Below are 18,490 nucleotides of genomic sequence, written 5' to 3'. Positions count from 1 at the left end.
AATGTAAAAATAGTAGTCATGCAAGCATCTTTTTCTGCTAAAAACCAAATTGAGAGGGGAAATTAAAATGAACAAAGTACTTTCACTACAAAAAGAACACGTATCAAAAGAGGTACAGTTAAATAAAGCATCTGCAAGAAGTATTCAATGTAAAAATAGTAGTCATGCAAGCATCTTTTTCTGCTAAAAACCAAATTGAGAGGGGAAATTAAAATGAACAAAGTACTTTCACTACAAAAAGAGCACGTATCAAAAGAGGTACAGTTAAATAAAGCATCTGCAAGAAGTATCCAATGTAAAAATAGTAGTCATGCAAGCATCTTTTTCTGCTAAAAGCCAAATTGAGAGGGGAAATTAAAATGAACAAAGTACTTTCACTACAAAAAGAACACGTATCAAAAGAGGTACATTTAAAGAAGAAGTCTGCAGCAAGCGTATCGTGTAAAACAAGCAGCTTTACAAGCATCTTTTTCTGCTAACAAATACTTAAATTAGAGACAATAAAGCTTGATCATACAAGCTTTATTGTCTTAATTTTATCAGAGGTGAAAAATGTGAATGCATATAAGATATTTTCATTGGCAATTAATGACAAGAAGAAAAAATTACTTCTTATCACAATTGTAATAGTATCCTCACTATTTACAGCTGCTGCTCTATTGTTTCCTCTATTAATAAAAGAAACAGTAGATGAATTTACCATGAATGATATAAGTATTTGGATTGTTAGTGGATTAGTTTTTTTCTTAATAATCAAATCAATAATTGAAGCTCTAAATGAATATATGATATCTAAGTTCGGAAACATTGTCATTCGTGATCTACAGAAATACATATATGATAGAATAACTAACTTTAAGGTTGGCTTTTTTGATGATTATCACAGTGGAGAGTTGTCTAGTAGAATAGTTAATGATACAGAGATTATCAAAACACTAATAACTTATCACATACCGAAGGTAGTTACAGGAATTATAATGATAATCGGTGCTTTAGTTTTAACCCTTATTTTAGACTGGAAACTAACAATTATAATATTAGTTATTGCACCGATTATCTTTGGTATAATTTTTCCACTGATGAGAAAGATGGAGAACACAGGAGCTAGACAACAGAAGGAAACCTCTGTATTTATATCAAAAGCTCAAGAGACTTTTAAAAATATAAAAATGGTAAAAGCGTCTACAGCTGAAAAGCATGAGAAAAATTTGTTGTATAAGTGTATAGATAAACTTTACACAGCTAATCTCTTTGAAAGCAAAATGTTCGCCTTGGTAGCTCCTTTAGTTAATTTTCTTTTAATTCTAGGACTACTAGTAGTTATTAGTTATGGTGCTTTTAGAATATCTGTTGGAACTCTGTCCTTAAGCACATTAATAGCATTCGTAGTTTATGCCTTTCAAATTATGACTCCAATGAGTTCAATCAGTGGGTTCATCGGAGAATATCATAAAGCGAATGGAGCCTTTAAAAGCTTAAATGATATATTAAGTAAGAATGAAGTAGAGAACACAGGGCAAAACAAATATCAATACACTAATGAATTAACCTTTAACGATGTAAATTTTGAATACAAGGATAAGCCAATCTTAAAAAATATAAATTTAACTATAAAACAGGGAGAATCCTTGACAATTGTTGGACCGTCTGGATCTGGTAAAACAACATTAATTAACTTGATAGAAAAATTTTATCAACCAAATGAAGGTACAATTAAAATCGACAACGTTGATTTAAGAGATATTGATACGCATGAACTGAGAAATAATATAGGTATTGTTAGTCAAGGATCTACTTTAATTAGTGGAACCATCCTAGAAAATTTGTTGTACGGACTAGAACAACATGAAATTGATGATTTAAGCATTAAAAAAGCTTTAAAATATTCAAATTTAGAAGATTTTGTCGACAGACAAAAAGATAAGATGAATACTCATATCGGAGAGAGTGGCGATAAGTTATCTGGAGGAGAAAAACAACGTCTAAACATTGCTAGGTTATTCTTAAAGAATCCCGATATCATTCTGTTAGACGAACCTACCTCTAATTTAGACGTTGAATCAAAGAACCTTGTATTAGAATCAATCAAATCATTAACAAAAAATAAAACAGTAATTAAAGTAACGCACAGTTTAGAGGAAGTAAAGCCAGGAGACGATATCTTATTTTTAGAAAATGGATCTATAATTTGTAAGGGATCACATGAGAATATTACTCAAGGAAACGAAAGGTATAGAGAGTTTGTCTCAACAGCAATGTAATAAACAGCTAAAATAAAACTACACTGCTTAATAGTGTAGTTTTTATTTTAGAATAACCTGAATCTGTGATTTACAGGATTTAATTTCACGTATCGTAAATAATATAAAAGCAAATTAAATACTAATTTTCACTTGAGTAGTGACAAAACTTTTAAGAATTGACACCGTCAAATAACTCGCGTAGAATTAAGGTTTATAAGGTGTCTAAACTTAGTGACATAAATGGAGCGATTTTGAGGTGTTAAATTGACTAAATATGGATATGCACGTGTGAGTACGGTCTCTCAAGATTTGGAAGTGCAACTGAAGCAATTAAAAGAAGAAGGCTGCGAGAATATTTATTCCGAAAAATTTACAGGAACAAAAAAAGACCGACCGGAATTCCTAAAACTCCTTGAAGAGTTAAAAGAAGGAGATACAATGGTCGTTACAAAATTAGATCGCTTTGCTCGTTCAACTGTTGACGCAATTCAAACTGTTCGCACTCTTTTTGATAAGGGTGTAAGAGTTCATATCCTAAATATGGGTATTGTCGAAGATACGGTTACTGGAAGATTAATTTTTAATATTATGAGTTCATTTGCGGAGTTTGAAAGAGACATGATTGTTGAACGGACCCAGGAAGGAAAAATGATTGCAAAGCAGCGACCTGATTTTCGTGAGGGGCGACCGAGGAAGCATTCCTCGAGACAAATATTTCATGCTCTAAAATTATTAGAAACTCACACGTATAAACAAGTAGAGGAAATGACCGGAATTCAAAAACGAACGTTAATTAGAAGAAAAAAAGAGGCTGATTTCTCGCAGTAGTAACTTAAAGATCTTTGATGGTATTCTTCATCGATTCTAAGTTTAATTCCTTCACTGTATTTCAAAAAAAACCCAAACGTTAGATTTTTCTCTAACATTTGGGATGTACCACCATTGTAGCTCTTTTTGATTATTAACTATTAGAGTTACTTGGATTCGTTATTCTGCAATTTGAAGAGACCTATTTCTCTCTTGTTTAGATTTCTCTATCTTAGCAATAATTCTACCCTTTCGATGAAAGTCTCTCTTTTGAGTGTTTCCATCCTCTAAAGTGAATAAATCACCAATTAAATTTAGAATTTGATCTTCTTGGTTTTTTGTCAGGTTATTTTGTCTATAGTACTCGCGCAGTTTAATATAGATCATATCCTTGATGTAACGTCTTTTAACTGTCTTTAGGAGGGCTTTTATATTTTGTAACCAACCTGATCCCCTTAAATCAGCATAGATAAATACAGACATGAATTTTTCAAAGTCTGATGAATTATTGTCTGGCTTAAACATGTCATCAATTTCCTCTTGAATGACGAGTTTTAATTTACCGGTACCCAAAGCTTGATACACTGAAAATTGGTTAAATAAAGGTACTAGTTTTGTTAAAATTTCAAGTTGATCAATGAATTCATCTGAATCGGTATTGTCTTTTCTTTGTTTTTCAAAGTATTGATCTATCAAGACTTTATGAATCCAAGAATATGCCATTGAACACTTAACTATTTTCTTATAAGCGTTTGTCTTTAAATTTTCTATTGATACCTCTTCAGTATTCTTTAAAACTCTTGCTGAAAGTAACCATAATCTTTCAAATCTTGTAATAGGATCAAGTTCAAATTCATAATCTTTCTTTTCAACTTGATCAATTTTTGTGTTATCTAAATGCCTATCGCTTTCCTGTTCAATTTCTTCCTCAGTTTTTTTGTTTTCGTTAGCAATTTTTTTTAGGTCTTCTTCTTTATCAAAGCGAACTATTGTTGATAATGATTCAAAGATATTATCATAAGAATACTGTTCTTCTTCAATAAGTTCTAATACATTTTCATACTCTTTATGCATTCTTGAAACGGTTTTTTCTAGTAACTGGGCTGCATCAGTTTTTAGACCAGAGTAATAATCAAGTTCATCTATAAAATAGAGAAATTCCTCCTCTGACATGACCCGATCATGAAATTCAGAGTTAATATCAATGTTTTTCATTAGAAAAAACCTAAAAAAACAAGTGAATTTAAATCTTACATATTTATAGACGCCCTCTTTTTCAACCTTCAAAATTCCTTTATCTATAAATTCCTTTAATAATGCTTCGTCATCAAAATCAAACTTTTTGAGTTTCAGGTTAGCGGTAATGAACTCTAACAATTCATTATGTTTGACCCTATAGTACATATCTTCCTTACCTATAAACATAAAATATGCTATTTCAGTTAACAGTCTTTCTTTATTCTTATAGTTAAAGTCTGATGAATAAATTCGACTGGCTGACGTTTTGGTAAATACTCTTTCGAGAAAGTTTTCGAGCATTTGAGAATTATTCAGTGGTGTGAAATTATCTTGTTTCTCTATAATCCATAAGAACATTGACACAGCTAAAGGTGTTCTTGATATATTTAAAGTTCTAAAGGTTAAAATTAACTTCTCAAAATTACTGGAGCCTTCCTCAAAGGCCGTACTATTTACAAACCAATTTCTCATCAGTTCTCTAATTTCTCTGGCACGAAAATTTTCGATGAAAATTACTTTAAATTTCTCAAGTAGATTGTAATTGTAGGCCTCACCAGGTATCTCTTTTTCACCTTGAGTGGTGCAGGTGGCAATAATTTTAACATTTGGATGTTCTTCTATAAATTTCTCTATTTCAGTAACCATATGCCTACTCTTGAAAGCCAGATTATCAAGCAATAAAACAATTTCATGCTTGTGTAGTATTTCATTCTTAATCTCTTTGATACCTATATTTAAGAATTTGCTTACATACGTTTCTATTTGTGACAACTGTCGTGAATCATTATAATCTACGTATATAGGGATTTTTTTGTATTTTGTATAATTTTTAGTGAACTCAATTAAGAGCTTGTCCATAAGAATTGTTTTGCCGGACTCTTTTTCTCCGAATAAAAGAAGGTTGGAATCTGTGCTACATATTTCAGAAAGGGTGTAATGAATTTTTTTTGCATTATAAACCTCATCATCTACATGCTCTCGTTCTTCTTCATGGCTAATCAAGCTAGGCATCACAAATAGTTCATCAATTTTTTTAGGTGCATTAGTATCGGTATCAAAACTGATTAGATGTTGATCAATTGTTTGAAGGTGAACTTCTTTAATTTTTTCTATAATGGATCGTTCACTATCTTTAATGGCCATTTCATCAGAAGTTGGAAATGGAAAGTACATAACCCCATAATCATCACCTAAATCTGAGTTAGGCACATACTTCTCTTTAAAGTAGGAATATTTTCTGTTACTAATCTTCGCATGTTCACCTTTGTGGAAATCTATGATACTGTATCCATTTAAAAAATTAATATTTGTAGATCGAATATTTGTAGTCCAATTTGAAGGAGAAGCAGAGATTACAGTGGAACCTGATAATGCAGTTTTAGACCAGTTGCTGCCTTCATGAACGTGACCAAAAAGAAGCAGGTCATAGTCTTTTAATAACATACTTTCTATTTGCTTAACTTCAAATGCTGGTAAATGATCAAGTGGATGATGCATAATCCCTATTTTAATATCACAATCATTAATTACGTCTCTAGCACGGGTAATTTGACGCTCTCCTAAAACTATTGATTCTTCTTCTTTATAACATCTCCATGAAGAATTAAAGCAGGTTACTCCTATAGTGTCTTGTCCTAAAGATAATTTGAATACAGTTTGATAATCTGTATGAAATGCCTGACCAGCAAATTGATTATAATAATCTTTTTCAAATTTCTTAAAAGGAAGAATTCGTTGTCTACCCTCGGTAGAATTACTATCAATAAATGCATTTACCTTATCGTTAGTAGTTAGATTATTTTTCAAACCACTTTCGATAAAAGGAGTATCTGCATCATAATCAACATCATGGTTACCTGGTACAAAAAAGAACCGATCTTCTGGAAGTTGTAGAGCTGCCATAATAGGTTCAATAACCATGTCTTTAAATGCTAAAAATGCTAGTTCTATATCCCCATCAAAACTTTTTCCACCTTTATCAACAAGATCCCCAGAAAATGCGACCAAGTCAAAAGGTGTTATATTATTCATCTCAGTAATATCATTAATTAAAGGTATAATAATAGAGTTTTTAAGATCTTCTTGGCTATCACTATCTATATGGAAATCAGAGATATGTAAAATTCTCATAAGTCACTCCTGAAAAAGTATTTAGTAAAAATATACTATAAAATACTTGATTTTTACAGTGGTTAAAAGATATAAATTAAAAACTAAATCTGTAATCATTAAGATTAGCAAAAGACAGATAAAATAATGATCATGCTTAAATATCTGATTCAAAATCAGGTCTTGACCACAAATTTAAGCATCTCATTCCAATGCTTACTCCGCGAGGACAGTGAAATATGAATTTCATTGTCCTTTGTTAGGCTGAAGATATTTCAATTAATATAATATCTTAGCAAGTAATTCAGAAGTTATGCAGATTCATTGATATCTTTAATGCTTGTTCTAACCATCTTCATTCCTGAAACCGCCTTCAGAATGTATGACTTGTCCTGTAATCCACCCGGAATCTGGTCCGGTTAAAAAGGAAACAAGTTTTGCTACATCAGTTGGCTGGCCAACTCGACCTATAGGGAAGCGATTTATTAAATAACTTTTTGTATCCTCAGACATCCACCCAGAGTCTGTAGGCCCTGGGTCAATGGCATTTATAGTGATATTTTTTTCTGCTAAAGTTGAGGCTAATGTGTACGTGAGTGTATCCATTGTTGATTTTGTAAGGACATAAGATAACTCATTAGGCATTTGCCCCTGTTTCCAGCCAGTAGTAATGTTGATAATTCGACCGTAAGACGCATTAAATTGCTTAACGAAATTAGAGCTTAGAAGAGTCGTAGCACGAACATTTATTTCATAATGCAAATCGAGATTATTTGCTGTGATTGACTCAATGTTATCGTCTAATGAAACAGCAGCATTGTTTATAAGTATATTTGGACTATAGCCAAATTGTTCTTTTGCAAAAATTAAATAACGCATCACTAGACAGCGGATTTGTTAAATCTAGCTCAATTGTCGCGACACAAACATCATTCGACTTTAATTCTTGTTGAATAGTATTAACTGTATTTTTGTTTTCTGCCAATCCGGAAAGTTCGTCATAAGCGTTCCAATAAGTAAAAATAATATCAATATCATTTTTAGCTAATTCTCTGCAAATGGCAGCACCAATACCTCTGGATCTACTCACTCCAGTTACGATTGCTAAGTTTCTTTGCATTATGTACCCCCTTAACTTAAATCTAGAGATGAACCATATCCTGCATTGTATCCAATTTAGAAGAATTCTTTCGAATAATGTTTAATGGTATATCATCTTAAACTAGTTCATTACTTTTTAAGAAAGGTAAGCGCGGGTATTGGAATTTTTGTAAGCGTTCATGAATATGAGATTACCATTACTTATCTAACTTATATTTCTAATACCCAAACATTATATCTACCTGGTGTTACTCTTGTGACTACACGAAACTTTTCATTTTGTGAGAGTCTAAACGCTAATGAATAAGCTATTTTATAATCTGGTGTATCATAAGCATCAAACAGTCTAGCTGAAATTTCATTTGCCAGTGAATCGGCCCATACATCTGCCTCATGAATACTATCGAAAACTTTGTCCTCTTTCTTCCATCGAAGGTCCATTTAGTTCCCTCCTGTTTAAATCCCTTGGAATGGGAGCTAAACGTTAGTGGTACTGCTATTATTAGGTGTGGCTCCATCGATAAAAAACTCAACTACATCATTTCTCTTAGTGACTGAGCTTGACCGGTTGCTGCAACTTGATTATCTACTCATACTACTATGAAAGTTATAATCCGGACTCTCATCAATCACAGCTACGAATAGCTACACCTACCAAAGTTTTATAATTAGGTTCATTGTCCATAAACTAATATTAAATTAAGTTTCAGTAATAAGTTTTAATATTACTTAATACTGATCAGTAATTATTCGTTTTTGCTCCTTGCCTCTTCACTTCTTAATGCATGTGCATAATAGTGAATATACCCCCAAGCAGATTGTATTTCCTTGTAGGGCACTCCTAAAGCCTCCGCTTGTTCCTGGTATTTCCGTTCAATACCTGGTTTTTCTACTATAAGCTTCGAAATCCTTCTATATAAACCTATTGGTGTATCTACCACTCTTATTCCTGTACACCAATAACGCCTACCAGAACCCGCAATTAAGCCAAATTTCTTCATCTGTTTAATTTTCTTAGCAACGTTTGTCTGAGAAATGCCAAGAGTCTTTGCTAAGGAAACTGAAGTATGATTTTCATTCTCCAGTAACAGCAAGTATTTATTGTAAGTGGCGATCGTTTCATCAATTCTATCGTATATCAGTTGATAATTATCCAATAGCAACACCAACCTTCCTCTAAATGAGTCGCTTTAATATATCTGTAACTTCAAGTCTTAGAAGATGAACATGAGATCTGTTAATGTTTTTTTGCTTTGTGATTGCTAAGTGTTTTAGCGGCTTTAGTTTTTTGTTTTGAGCTAGATTTAGGGTTTGATAAAGCTTTTCCAGCAGCTCCTGTCTTTCCTCCTGAGTGTCTTACCATTGTAATTCCCCCCTTAGTTATCGAACATTCATTCTCATTATAACAATTAATTTTAAATATTCAAATAATTATCGTGTCGCCGAAATCTAATTTTACTTAGAGCTGAATCATAGGCGCTTTCAACTGTGAAATTGTACTGTCGAAAGTTGAGTGATAGTCTATAAGGATACAAAAAAGCTTTTAAAGAGAGGTTAAATCATGTATGAGGTCATCCAAATCGTAGGCACAATAATTATCAGTATAGGAACTATTGCAACTTTACTAAAAAGATTTGTGGTGAATGTAGGTACCACAGTAATCGAAAAGCTGTTAATGCCAAACAGTAAAGTTATATTAAATAATTTTGTGAACGCCCTAAGTCTAGCAGGGTTAGTTTTTATTGTCTCTATAGGTGTTTTTATTATCGATCCATCTCTTCCAACATCGAGCGGTGCCTTTATGGTTTTTTTAGGTTTATTAGTGGTTATTGGATTCATGGGTTTTATATTGTTTTCAGTAACTTATGAATTTAAGTTATTACCTGAGTATACTCCCGTTAGATATTTTATTAATGCGTGTAACTTTATTTGTTACATACTTATAAGTGTTATAGCTATTATGTTTTACAGTTCAATACTTACACAAGTTAAGAATTTTTATAAAGGTCAAGATATTGATAATTTTAGTGACATATTTAGTGTAGAATTCCCTCTAGATAACCTTTTAATAATACTGTTAATTCTCTTTCTATCAGCAATAGGATTCAACATGTTACTAGTTACTAGAAGAAGAATATTACTTAAGAAGATCTTCATTACAGAGGTGGAAAGTAAGGAGCTCAACGGAGGGATGATTATTTTACATTCAATCCAACCAGATATTCAAATCGTTGCTCCGGCTGCAGACTTTCCAAAAGACTTGCATACATACCCTCAATATATTTACTTTGTTCAGAGCGACAGGTTACTGAAATACAACATGGGTGGAAATAAAGATAGAGGTGCGGTTACGTCTGGAGATTCTCAAGCAAGTACTCTTGGGAAGAGGTCGAATAGACATAGATAATCCTGTGGCTCTGTCTATAGAAGAGAGGGACACTTTATAGCTTTCATCTAGGTCTGCTTGTTATAGATGGTATACACTTAAGCAGACCTATTTTTTAGTTTTTAATATGGTTTCCATAGTAAATTTAACTTAAAGCTATAGAGTACCTAATTACTTATAATGCTTTAGTAAATCATTTAGAGGTATATCTATTTCAAAACTTTGTAGAGACTGCTGTCTTAAATCATAGAGTTTCTTAATGATTATCTGTTTCGTTGGTTTATCTGCATGGTGAATTGATCTATGACAGTTAGGACAAAGTGAAACAATATTACCAGGTACATCTAGACTCCATCGAAACAGGTCCTGAAGACTTAGGGGTATTAAATGATGTGCTTCAACGAAGTTCTTACCCGTTACCGAAGATCTAAATGTAAGGTGATCAGCGTTTACTTCGCAAAGGTAATCAGCTAAATGGATAGACTCTTTAGCAATGGAAGGGTTTCTTTTCCATTTTATTCTCTCTCCTGTATTTTCCTTAGCGGGAATTTGTTGAGGTTTAATTTCTGTGGTAGAAGCAGTAACCAACTGAACATCTGATTGGTATTGGGTATCCTCTATTTCCTCTAGATTGAGTAAATAATCAATGAACTGGTCAGTCGTTCTAACTCCAATTATAGACTTTAGCTGTTGGTAAATTTTAAGAAGCTTTTGAAAATCATCTTGGATTTCTTGATTGGAGGGTAACTGTTCAAGGCTATAGTATTTTCCGCATATATGAGATGCCATGTAGTTTTTAGAATTAGACGTTTTGGATATTAAGTCTATTTTAGTGGATGGGAAGTCCTCTAAGGAATAAGAAAGTGTATCTTGTAACTTAAGCGCAATTTCTTCCATTTTAGACCCTGGGTTCTTCTTCTTATATTTACGTTGTAGATGGGTGGTTCCTTGGTTTAAAGACAAATATACGCCGTTCATATCTTTCCTGAATAAATAAACGATATAGAAACCTTTTGTGGCAGTCTCAGTAATATCACGATCAAACACACTTATCCAAGGCGTTTCAGTCCAGTTACCCATGCCTACAGAAGCCTGTACCTTATGTTCCCGATCATTTAAATGGAGCTGTTCTCTTAATATTCTTGGTATCTCATTTATCATAAATGTAGACAATGGATTCTTAGATGGTTTAAACATTTTAGTTCTTTGATCCTGATATTCCGTTAACACTCTGTGATAAGCATGTCTCATTACAAAATCCTCCAACTGATTTTATTAATAACTCTAACTTATAAGCTCTTTCAGCTTACTCACTTTTACTCTAATTATAATATCAATACCGTTAAGTAAGGTTTAAAGATATTTGTTAGATTCATTTAATTAAAGAAATATGGTATGTGAAATTATATAAGTAGACCATTAAAGAGCATACTGTTTGATTGACAGTTCATCTTTAATTGACTTATACTACGAGTATATATTTAGAGTACTCAGGAATACTAAAAAGACCTGTATCTGTGCTGGACACACAAATGCAGGCGTAAAACAGTTTTAGTCAACCCAAAGGTTGGCGCTTATAGGATTTCTACAATAGCCCTTATTCGAGTTGGTCGCTCAAGGGGCTATTTTGTGTTTCTAACGATATAGAGCACGACTGTAACAGCAATGGCCAAAAAGGCAACAAACACGCCACCAATTGCTATTAGATTAGCCACTTGTTGATTGGCTAACGAATGTGCTTCATAAATCGTCAAGGCAAACACCCCCTTTCGTAGAGGTGTCGCCGCCCTTCGAGCTGTTCTGTTTTATCTTACAGACAAGTATAGCATAAAATACCGATTAATTAATAAGTTAAACATAAAGAGCATAATTTAATAATTACATAATACTTATCAGTAAGACTTGTCATTAATACTGAACTTAAACTTATGTAAAAAAAGCATTATTTAAGTAAAACCGTCCTCCAATTAAAATCTACCCCTGACGCTAGTTATCGTGGTATACAAGGAGAAAATTCATTTGAACTTAAAGCAAACCCTATTAGTACAAAACACCCATTCCTAAAAATAAGTAATTTAACGACTATTTATGATGTATAATATAACCATCAATACAATACTTAACCACAAGAAAGGATGTATGTTTTGTTCAAAAATTCATTTTTTATTGGTTCTGCTCTTTTCTTAATGTTATTAATGACAGCATGTTCTTCACCACCTGAGAATTTATCGAAAGATTCATGGAAGTTTGGTAAGCAAGTAGTTAAACAAACAAGTTCGTGTATTGAAAAAGAAAATTGCGAGTTCGTGTCTTTAACTGATAGCCTTATAGCTGTAACTCAAGATCTTGAAGTGGAGAAGGATTTAGACGGCGATTTCCAGACAGATTCATTAGATTTAATTTTAGCTATGTCTACATATAAAACAACCAACTCAGATGAATCCTTACTTAAAGACTATGAAAACTTATCGAGTGAATATAAAAGTAAATATGAACTCGAATAAATCACTCTTAAAACAACTTCTACTGTACATAAACAAAAGACAGGCACTTCCACTTGAGAAGTGCCTGTCTTTTTATAAAATGTAAACAAACTAAACGCCAATCATTTACCTTGTTTCTTTTCTTCTTCTATCGCGGTTATCTTAGCTAACTGATCAATAAAATATTGTTGATCACGCTCACTTAAATCCGCGACCATTACATTTATCATTTTATCAACCAATTCGTATTGCTTATAAGGTAATACATTTTGTAGAGCTTTTAAACGATAAAAAACATTATCAGGAAGTTTGATATTGCGTCTAAAATGTAAAGTTGACTTTTCTTCTTTTCGTTGAGGATTTTTCAGAGAATTTAAAGTAGATTTGACTTCATGCGGTTGATCTTGTGCCATGTTATTTCACCTCGAATATATTTAGCTGGTTTATTTAACTGCTAACTCATAAATTTTCTCTAAATAAAGCATCATTACTATCTATATAAAAGTATAACATTTTATAAAGGGATTAAAGGGATAAACGGGAGCAATATACTCAGAATTTCTCACGTTACGTTAAAACAAGGCTTTAAAATAGCCTTTTCTCTAGATAGGTTAAATAATATCAATAAATACAAGGAAAAATTTTTAACAATATTGAAATTAAAATAAATATTGTTTATAATAAAATTAATATTAAGTTTCGACTAATCTAAAAAGGTGAGGTGCCTAAATGGAATCGAAAGATGTACCAAATTGGATTTTGTCCTTAAATGGTGAAGATGTGGAATTTATTAAAAAATTCATTACGAATTCGGGATCTTTAAAAGAAATCGCTAAGATATATGAGGTCTCTTATCCCACGGTGAGAATTAAGTTAGATAGATTAATTGAGAAAATAAAGTTAAATGATTCTGTAGATAATGAGGAATTTATTCAATTTATCAAAAAACTATCAATAGATGATCGAATTAATTTGGAAGAAGCAAAACTAATTATCGATAAATATAAACAAGAAAGGAATGATAAATAATGTTTGGTTATGGGATTTTTGATTTATTCTTATATGCTGGGTTCTTAGGTATACAGTACTTTCTTTCAACAAGAAATAGCATGTTTTGGGGAGGCCTACTCCCAGTAGCGTTTGTTATTTGGCGCACGTGGATATTCTTTACTAACGATGAAAGTTTCTTATCCTTTGTAACAGTTCTTTTACTTGGTTTGGCATTTCTTATCTCAGGATGGATCACTGGCAGAAAAACCCTTTCGGAACGAAGAAAAAAAGAATTAAATAAAATGGAAACGCTTGATATAAGGTAAACTCAACAAAGTAACATAATAGTAGTTTTGTTACATTGAAAAAGGCTAATTTATAGCCTTTTTTCTTTTTGTCTGTGTTATACTAAAAAGACAAAAATAAGTTACATTCAAAACGCTGAATTACAAGGGGTAACGAATATGGCTTCTAAAGCAGACGAGATTAAGAATGTGCAGCCATTGCGATCGCTCGAATTAATCCAGGACATGAAATGGTCGCTCAAACGTCACTGTTCAGAGCGCGATTATATTCTTTTCCTTTTAGGCATTAATACGGGTTTAAGAGTAGGGGATTTGCTGCGGTTAAAAGTAGCCGATATTAAAGGAAAGAAAAAGGTCACAATCCGAGAAGGAAAAACAAGAAAGCCACGCACAATCTATTTATCGAACGTTTATGACGAGTTGGCCGAGTATGTGGAATCTCTTCCGGAAAACGCCTGGTTGTTTCCGAGTCGAAAAGGAGAGAATCCAATCTCTAGGGTTCAAGCGTATCGCCAATTAATTAAAGCGGGAGATATGGCCGACATTCCGGAGGGTATTGGCACGCATACGATGCGAAAGACATTCGGATATTGGCACTACAAGCAATTTAAAGACGTGGCCGAGCTACAGATGATTTTTAATCATTCGCATCCTAAAGTCACATTGACATATATCGGTATCCTGGAAGAAGAGGTCGAAAACAACTTAAAATCATTTATGCTTTAAGTGAGGGAAGTGGAGGACTATGGATTTAAAAGAACTGAACAATAGATATGAAGAGATTATTCAATCTAATCGTCCGGAAGAGATCAAAATAAATCAACTTTCCATGCTGATGATGTACATGGAAGGAGCTTTCTCTATCCCGAATCCTGTCGATACTCTTTGGAAGAGTAACCATGCACAGATTTATGGTCTATACGAAAAGATTTCAGATAGTCGCTTAATGAAGTAAACTTGATTTATACAACAAATGTTTTATTAGTTGTAATATAAACTACAAAAAGCAGAATCTCGCTGACCGATTGGTTAGAGATTCTGCTTTTAATTTAATACAACAAATGTTTTATTTAGAGTTTACAATTTCTTGACGACAATGTTCTATTAAAGCAAACAGCACTTGTTCCTCTTTATCTTCAAAGTTTTGATCAAGCATTACACGTTCTCCTTTAAAAAGAAAGGCATCTAGTAGGACCAGGACACAAGGGTATCGATATCCCATGTTGTGGTCTTTAACTATATTCCATATCTTTTCTAACAGGGGAGCAGAATCACGACGATGATGTGCTATACACTCTTTTACCCTCGATTTTTTAATCTCGATGCGATCGTCAAACACGTTTTTTTGGACGATCTCCCACCACATTTTTTCCCTAGCGTTTTCCTCAATTTCTGTTTGTTGTTCCTTGGTTGGTTCATTGGCCATATCGGGCAACCGAGTACGGATAAAAACCTCTAGGGACTCTCTAGGGATTCTCCACCCTTCCTTTTTTGTAGAAGGAGCTTTTGCTTTAATGGTTCCGGTACGCAACCACCTACGAACACTTTCTATATTTGATGTGATTTTTAACGCTTTTAATTGTTCGTACGCTTCCTCCGTTGTATACATCCATCAACACTCCTTATACAACAAATGTTTTATTAACTATATAATACTACATTTGTTGTATAAAGACAAGCGTTTAGAATTCCGGAATAGGAGAGCAACAATAGAAATGTGATCAAGGTTAATAATTGTCACTATATATAGAGGTACTAAAAAAGCAGCGACGGCATAAAACCGTTGCTGCTTTTATTGGTTTTCATTAAAGGCCTCCATCTTATGAATCGCATAAGAGGTTTGCGATGATGAATCCCGCCGGTTTATTCGTCGCCTGGCGAATGAGCGACATCATTTAATGATACTTACAAGCCCCTATTTTATGAATCGCATAAGGGGTTCGCGATATTCAATCCCACCGATTTATTGATCGCCTGGTGAGCAAGCGATATACCTTCCGGCCCCCATTTTATGAATCGCGTAAGGGGTTTGCGATGATGAATCCCACCGTTTATTAGTCGCTTGGTGAATGAGCGACATACTTTAGTTAAAAATTTACCATTAATATACGTGGGAGTCAAAAGATACGGTATTACTTACCACCGTTCTCCTTATGTATTTATTATATAATATAGGAAGGAAGGTGATTATATTGTTTAAATCTCCTATGCTATTACAATCCTTACCGGAACCACCGGATAACGATATAGAGTGCATCACAGAATTAAAGCTCGATGGCCATAGAATGATTATGAGCCGCTTTGAAGGAAAAACAAGACTCTACACCAGGCATCATAACGAGGTTACAACGATGTACCCGGAACTTTTGGAACAAGAGATTGAAGAGGGAACCATGCTGGATGGGGAACTTATTGCCCTGGATGATGAAGGCAAGCCGGACTTTGAGTCCTTGCAGCTGCGGTCTCGGTCAAAAAAGCTCATTCATCAGGTTCCTCTCCAATTTGTCGCTTTTGATAGCCTATACCACCAGCACAAACGCATGACTTCCAAAACACTACACGAACGCAAAGAAAAAGTGGCCATTTCTCTCCCTAAAAATCAGCAAACCCTTGTTGCACATAACTTTGTCATCGGACAGGCTCAAAATTACTTTCAATTAGTAAAAGAAATGGACCTGGAAGGCATTGTTGTAAAAGACCCTAATTCGGTCTATAAAATCAATACAAGAAGTAAAGCCTGGCATAAAATCATTAACTATTCGTACCGTGATGTCTTGGTCACAAAACTACGCAAAAAAGAGTTCGGTTTAGTGGCTACCGATGAAAAAGGTCATTATTTAGGTACGATTGAACACGCAAGCATTCCGCTGCGTAAAAGCCTCTATTCTGTTGCAAAAGTAAGAAAAGAGGATACAAACTATGTTGAGATTGACCCGCTGCCATGTCGGGTGAAATACCGTAACCTCACGAAAAAAGGGTTGCTGCGTATTCCGGTCTTAATTGAAGTAACCCCTGACATTTAGCGTCAGGGGTATTTTTATCAAGTTTAATACATAGGATAAATGTGATAAAAAGGTCAAGTGGGATAAATACGATATTTAAAAAAGCCAAATACGATTTTTGGTCGTATTTGGCTCATTTATATCATACACAAAGGGGTCACAGGTATAGTTCCCATCCTACCTTTTTATAAACCTTCTTATTCATTTACTTGTAGTGACCGCCGATCTTCGCAGCACGTTCCAACGCTTGACCAGCTGGGAGTAAGGAGGAAGCACGTAAAATCGCGGTCTTCCCAAATTTCGCTTTAATCGAATCCATGACCTCTCAAAGCTGTCGGTCGTCTTTCTGCTGCAGGTGATCAAATAGATCAAGTTGCACCGCATCGCCATTAGTAAATTTTGATAGGGATTTAAGAAATTTTAGCGACTACTAACGTAGTATTTGTATCATTATGCAGTTGAGCAGGCGTATCATTAGCATTTACTATTTGAATAGTACTAGGAACAGTAGTTACATTGACTATAATTTGCCCCGAAGTAGGACCTCCACCGTCACCAGTAAAAGGAGCAACGGTAACTGGTACACCATTTAGTGTTACATTAAAATCTGCATTACCTTGATTATGAACGGAGAAGTCAATCCAATAAAATCCAGGCTGCGTTATTGTCACAGTATTTGATGGTGGTGTGAAAGTTATAGCAGGACCGGAAGCAAACCCGTTAGTAAAAACTATAGCTGTATTACCAGGCACGGTATCAGTTCCTGTTCCAGGGTCTGCGCGATACACACTTGCAAAACTTTCTAACCCAAACCCAGCGCCAGTAGCGCCAGTAGCGCCAGTAGCGCCAGTAGCGCCAGTAGCGCCAGTAGCGCCAGTAGCGCCAGTAGCACCAGTAGCGCCAGCAGGACCAGTAGCGCCAGCAGGACCAGTAGCGCCAGCAGGACCAGCAGGACCAGCGGGACCAGTAGCACCAGGTGGACATGGGCATTTACTTGGTGGTTTGAATTTTTGGATATTGTTACATTTACACTTACAGCTCATATGATTATGCTTACAGTGATTACACTTACACTTACAGTTGATATGGTTATGCTTACAATGATTACATTTTTGCAATTAAATCACCCTTATAATCGTTTTATAACTCTATTACTTAAATATTCTATGAAGATTATGTTTGGTATGTCTGGGTGTATAAAAGTGATCATGATTAAATGGTTCTTTCACCAGAAAACTATTAAAACATTCCTATGCTGTAGTCATTTGCAAACACAAAAAGCCGAGTGAAAATACTCGGCTTTAAATATAACGAATCTAGCTGTTATGTTAATTTTGTAATGACTAGTGTTGTGTTTGTATCGTCGTGGAGTAATGCAGGTGTTGCATTAGCATTTACTATTTGAATAGTACTAGGAACAGTTGTAATGTTTACGATAATTTGCCCAGTGGTTGGTCCGCCCCCGTCACCAGTGAATGGTAGAGGAGTGACTGGTACGCCATTAATAGTTACATTAAAGTCTGCGGCTCCTTGATTGTGTACCGAGAAGTCTATTTCATAATACCCTGGTTCATTTACAATAATTGTATCGGATGGTGGTGTGAAGCTTATGGCTGGACCGATAGCGAACCCATTCGTGAAAACAATAGCGGTGTTCCCGGGAATAGTATCAGTACCAGTGCCTGTATCTACTCTAAATACACTTGCAAAACTTTCTAAACCAACTCCTGTTGGACCTGTTGGGCCTGTTGGACCTGTAGAGCCTGTTGGACCTGTTGGGCCTGTTGGACCTGTAGAGCCTGTTGGACCTGTTGGGCCCGTTGGA

The 18,490-nt window shown here is 34.3% G+C and carries 23 protein-coding genes and 1 pseudogene; 14 read left to right on the top strand and 10 right to left on the bottom strand.

What is annotated here, in order from left to right; genetic code table 11:
* Window positions 1-67 precede the first annotated feature (67 nt).
* From ACQKKO_RS20120 to ACQKKO_RS20100, 5 genes are all read left to right on the top strand, one after another.
* On the top strand, window positions 68-187 hold the full coding sequence (locus ACQKKO_RS20120) for a class III lanthipeptide (protein WP_369874407.1): 120 nt from the start codon (window positions 68-70) through the stop codon (window positions 185-187).
* Between the two features lie 26 nt (window positions 188-213).
* The gene (locus ACQKKO_RS20115) at window positions 214-333 is read left to right on the top strand and encodes a class III lanthipeptide (protein ID WP_369874407.1); all 120 of its coding nucleotides are present in this window, start codon (window positions 214-216) and stop codon (window positions 331-333) included.
* A 26-nt stretch (window positions 334-359) separates the two neighbouring features.
* Window positions 360-479, top strand: a complete 120-nt coding sequence (locus ACQKKO_RS20110) for a class III lanthipeptide (RefSeq protein WP_498650303.1) — start codon at window positions 360-362, stop codon at window positions 477-479.
* Between the two features lie 75 nt (window positions 480-554).
* Window positions 555-2,261, top strand: coding sequence for an ABC transporter ATP-binding protein (locus ACQKKO_RS20105; RefSeq protein ID WP_498650301.1), 1,707 nt, complete (start codon window positions 555-557; stop codon window positions 2,259-2,261).
* Window positions 2,262-2,507: 246 nt separating this feature from the next.
* Window positions 2,508-3,071, top strand: a complete 564-nt coding sequence (locus tag ACQKKO_RS20100) for a recombinase family protein (protein ID WP_498650299.1) — start codon at window positions 2,508-2,510, stop codon at window positions 3,069-3,071.
* A gap of 159 nt (window positions 3,072-3,230) precedes the next feature.
* On the opposite strand, the gene ACQKKO_RS20095 is transcribed toward ACQKKO_RS20100, so the two are convergent.
* From ACQKKO_RS20095 to ACQKKO_RS20075, 5 genes and pseudogenes are all read right to left on the bottom strand, one after another.
* On the bottom strand, window positions 3,231-6,419 hold the full coding sequence (locus ACQKKO_RS20095) for a metallophosphoesterase (protein WP_498650298.1): 3,189 nt from the start codon (window positions 6,417-6,419) through the stop codon (window positions 3,231-3,233).
* A 324-nt stretch (window positions 6,420-6,743) separates the two neighbouring features.
* Window positions 6,744-7,518 (bottom strand): annotated as a pseudogene (locus tag ACQKKO_RS20090) (SDR family oxidoreductase).
* 191 nt (window positions 7,519-7,709) lie between these two features.
* Window positions 7,710-7,940, bottom strand: a complete 231-nt coding sequence (locus ACQKKO_RS20085) for a hypothetical protein (protein WP_369874422.1) — start codon at window positions 7,938-7,940, stop codon at window positions 7,710-7,712.
* Between the two features lie 305 nt (window positions 7,941-8,245).
* On the bottom strand, window positions 8,246-8,656 hold the full coding sequence (locus ACQKKO_RS20080; RefSeq protein WP_498650296.1) for a hypothetical protein: 411 nt from the start codon (window positions 8,654-8,656) through the stop codon (window positions 8,246-8,248).
* Window positions 8,657-8,736: 80 nt separating this feature from the next.
* Entirely contained in the window at window positions 8,737-8,862 is a 126-nt protein-coding gene (locus tag ACQKKO_RS20075) for a hypothetical protein (protein ID WP_497938224.1), read from the bottom strand.
* A gap of 198 nt (window positions 8,863-9,060) precedes the next feature.
* Between ACQKKO_RS20075 and ACQKKO_RS20070 the strand changes: the two genes are divergently transcribed.
* Window positions 9,061-9,906: a hypothetical protein gene (locus tag ACQKKO_RS20070; protein ID WP_497938223.1), complete on the top strand. Its 846-nt coding sequence runs from the start codon at window positions 9,061-9,063 to the stop codon at window positions 9,904-9,906.
* Window positions 9,907-10,056: 150 nt separating this feature from the next.
* Here the strand turns inward: ACQKKO_RS20070 and ACQKKO_RS20065 are convergent, their stop codons facing one another.
* Together ACQKKO_RS20065 and ACQKKO_RS20060 are read right to left on the bottom strand one after the other, a co-directional pair.
* Window positions 10,057-11,136: an MrcB family domain-containing protein gene (locus ACQKKO_RS20065; RefSeq protein WP_498650293.1), complete on the bottom strand. Its 1,080-nt coding sequence runs from the start codon at window positions 11,134-11,136 to the stop codon at window positions 10,057-10,059.
* 371 nt (window positions 11,137-11,507) lie between these two features.
* Window positions 11,508-11,639, bottom strand: a complete 132-nt coding sequence (locus ACQKKO_RS20060) for a hypothetical protein (RefSeq protein ID WP_281284326.1) — start codon at window positions 11,637-11,639, stop codon at window positions 11,508-11,510.
* A gap of 390 nt (window positions 11,640-12,029) precedes the next feature.
* Between ACQKKO_RS20060 and ACQKKO_RS20055 the strand changes: the two genes are divergently transcribed.
* Window positions 12,030-12,389, top strand: a complete 360-nt coding sequence (locus ACQKKO_RS20055) for a hypothetical protein (protein WP_497938288.1) — start codon at window positions 12,030-12,032, stop codon at window positions 12,387-12,389.
* A gap of 101 nt (window positions 12,390-12,490) precedes the next feature.
* On the opposite strand, the gene ACQKKO_RS20050 is transcribed toward ACQKKO_RS20055, so the two are convergent.
* The gene (locus ACQKKO_RS20050) at window positions 12,491-12,781 is read right to left on the bottom strand and encodes a hypothetical protein (protein WP_497938286.1); all 291 of its coding nucleotides are present in this window, start codon (window positions 12,779-12,781) and stop codon (window positions 12,491-12,493) included.
* 316 nt (window positions 12,782-13,097) lie between these two features.
* Here ACQKKO_RS20050 and ACQKKO_RS20045 point away from each other — a divergent pair, with 316 nt between their 5' ends.
* The 4 genes from ACQKKO_RS20045 (at window position 13,098) to ACQKKO_RS20030 (ending at window position 14,618) form a co-directional block, all read left to right on the top strand.
* On the top strand, window positions 13,098-13,397 hold the full coding sequence (locus tag ACQKKO_RS20045; protein WP_498650290.1) for a DUF2089 family protein: 300 nt from the start codon (window positions 13,098-13,100) through the stop codon (window positions 13,395-13,397).
* Entirely contained in the window at window positions 13,397-13,684 is a 288-nt protein-coding gene (locus ACQKKO_RS20040) for a hypothetical protein (RefSeq protein ID WP_479837019.1), read from the top strand. The genes ACQKKO_RS20045 and ACQKKO_RS20040 overlap by 1 nt, the downstream gene beginning before the upstream one ends.
* Window positions 13,685-13,822: 138 nt before the next feature.
* Complete coding sequence (locus ACQKKO_RS20035) at window positions 13,823-14,389, top strand: site-specific integrase (RefSeq protein WP_498650285.1); 567 nt, start codon at window positions 13,823-13,825, stop codon at window positions 14,387-14,389.
* Between the two features lie 19 nt (window positions 14,390-14,408).
* Entirely contained in the window at window positions 14,409-14,618 is a 210-nt protein-coding gene (locus ACQKKO_RS20030; RefSeq protein ID WP_498650282.1) for a hypothetical protein, read from the top strand.
* A gap of 111 nt (window positions 14,619-14,729) precedes the next feature.
* Here ACQKKO_RS20030 and ACQKKO_RS20025 read toward each other — a convergent pair whose 3' ends face one another.
* Window positions 14,730-15,272, bottom strand: coding sequence for a helix-turn-helix domain-containing protein (locus tag ACQKKO_RS20025; RefSeq protein WP_498650280.1), 543 nt, complete (start codon window positions 15,270-15,272; stop codon window positions 14,730-14,732).
* Between the two features lie 583 nt (window positions 15,273-15,855).
* Here ACQKKO_RS20025 and ACQKKO_RS20020 point away from each other — a divergent pair.
* The 3 genes from ACQKKO_RS20020 to ACQKKO_RS20010 all read left to right on the top strand — a co-directional run bounded on the left by ACQKKO_RS20020 (window position 15,856) and on the right by ACQKKO_RS20010 (window position 17,954).
* Entirely contained in the window at window positions 15,856-16,686 is an 831-nt protein-coding gene (locus tag ACQKKO_RS20020) for an ATP-dependent DNA ligase (protein ID WP_498650277.1), read from the top strand.
* A gap of 666 nt (window positions 16,687-17,352) precedes the next feature.
* The gene (locus ACQKKO_RS20015) at window positions 17,353-17,712 is read left to right on the top strand and encodes a hypothetical protein (protein ID WP_498650272.1); all 360 of its coding nucleotides are present in this window, start codon (window positions 17,353-17,355) and stop codon (window positions 17,710-17,712) included.
* Window positions 17,676-17,954 (top strand): hypothetical protein, encoded by a 279-nt coding sequence (locus ACQKKO_RS20010; RefSeq protein WP_498650270.1) that lies wholly within the window; start codon window positions 17,676-17,678, stop codon window positions 17,952-17,954. The genes ACQKKO_RS20015 and ACQKKO_RS20010 overlap by 37 nt, the downstream gene beginning before the upstream one ends.
* Window positions 17,955-17,988: 34 nt before the next feature.
* On the opposite strand, the gene ACQKKO_RS20005 is transcribed toward ACQKKO_RS20010, so the two are convergent.
* On the bottom strand, window positions 17,989-18,490 hold a 502-nt coding region (locus tag ACQKKO_RS20005; protein WP_498650268.1), incomplete at its 5' end, for a BclA C-terminal domain-containing protein.

Origin of the sequence: Alkalihalobacillus sp. NPDC127517, assembly GCF_050276055.1 — a bacterium.
Classification (GTDB): Bacteria; Bacillota; Bacilli; order Bacillales; family Bacillaceae_D; genus Alkalicoccobacillus.
Note: the sequence above shows the minus strand (reverse complement) of the source record. Positions and strands in the feature narration are given on the sequence as shown.

Bases quoted from the DNA above. Each gene is read 5' to 3' on its own strand.
- ACQKKO_RS20050 (WP_497938286.1), bottom strand. From the start codon at position 12,781: ATGGCACAAGATCAACCGCATGAAGTCAAATCTACTTTAAATTCTCTG.
- ACQKKO_RS20120 (WP_369874407.1), top strand. From the start codon at position 68: ATGAACAAAGTACTTTCACTACAAAAAGAACACGTATCAAAAGAGGTA.
- ACQKKO_RS20030 (WP_498650282.1), top strand. From the start codon at position 14,409: ATGGATTTAAAAGAACTGAACAATAGATATGAAGAGATTATTCAATCT.
- ACQKKO_RS20110 (WP_498650303.1), top strand. From the start codon at position 360: ATGAACAAAGTACTTTCACTACAAAAAGAACACGTATCAAAAGAGGTA.
- ACQKKO_RS20045 (WP_498650290.1), top strand. From the start codon at position 13,098: ATGGAATCGAAAGATGTACCAAATTGGATTTTGTCCTTAAATGGTGAA.
- ACQKKO_RS20025 (WP_498650280.1), bottom strand. From the start codon at position 15,272: ATGTATACAACGGAGGAAGCGTACGAACAATTAAAAGCGTTAAAAATC.
- ACQKKO_RS20040 (WP_479837019.1), top strand. From the start codon at position 13,397: ATGTTTGGTTATGGGATTTTTGATTTATTCTTATATGCTGGGTTCTTA.
- ACQKKO_RS20035 (WP_498650285.1), top strand. From the start codon at position 13,823: ATGGCTTCTAAAGCAGACGAGATTAAGAATGTGCAGCCATTGCGATCG.
- ACQKKO_RS20075 (WP_497938224.1), bottom strand. From the start codon at position 8,862: ATGGTAAGACACTCAGGAGGAAAGACAGGAGCTGCTGGAAAAGCTTTA.
- ACQKKO_RS20095 (WP_498650298.1), bottom strand. From the start codon at position 6,419: ATGAGAATTTTACATATCTCTGATTTCCATATAGATAGTGATAGCCAA.
- ACQKKO_RS20115 (WP_369874407.1), top strand. From the start codon at position 214: ATGAACAAAGTACTTTCACTACAAAAAGAGCACGTATCAAAAGAGGTA.
- ACQKKO_RS20085 (WP_369874422.1), bottom strand. From the start codon at position 7,940: ATGGACCTTCGATGGAAGAAAGAGGACAAAGTTTTCGATAGTATTCAT.
- ACQKKO_RS20065 (WP_498650293.1), bottom strand. From the start codon at position 11,136: ATGAGACATGCTTATCACAGAGTGTTAACGGAATATCAGGATCAAAGA.
- ACQKKO_RS20070 (WP_497938223.1), top strand. From the start codon at position 9,061: ATGTATGAGGTCATCCAAATCGTAGGCACAATAATTATCAGTATAGGA.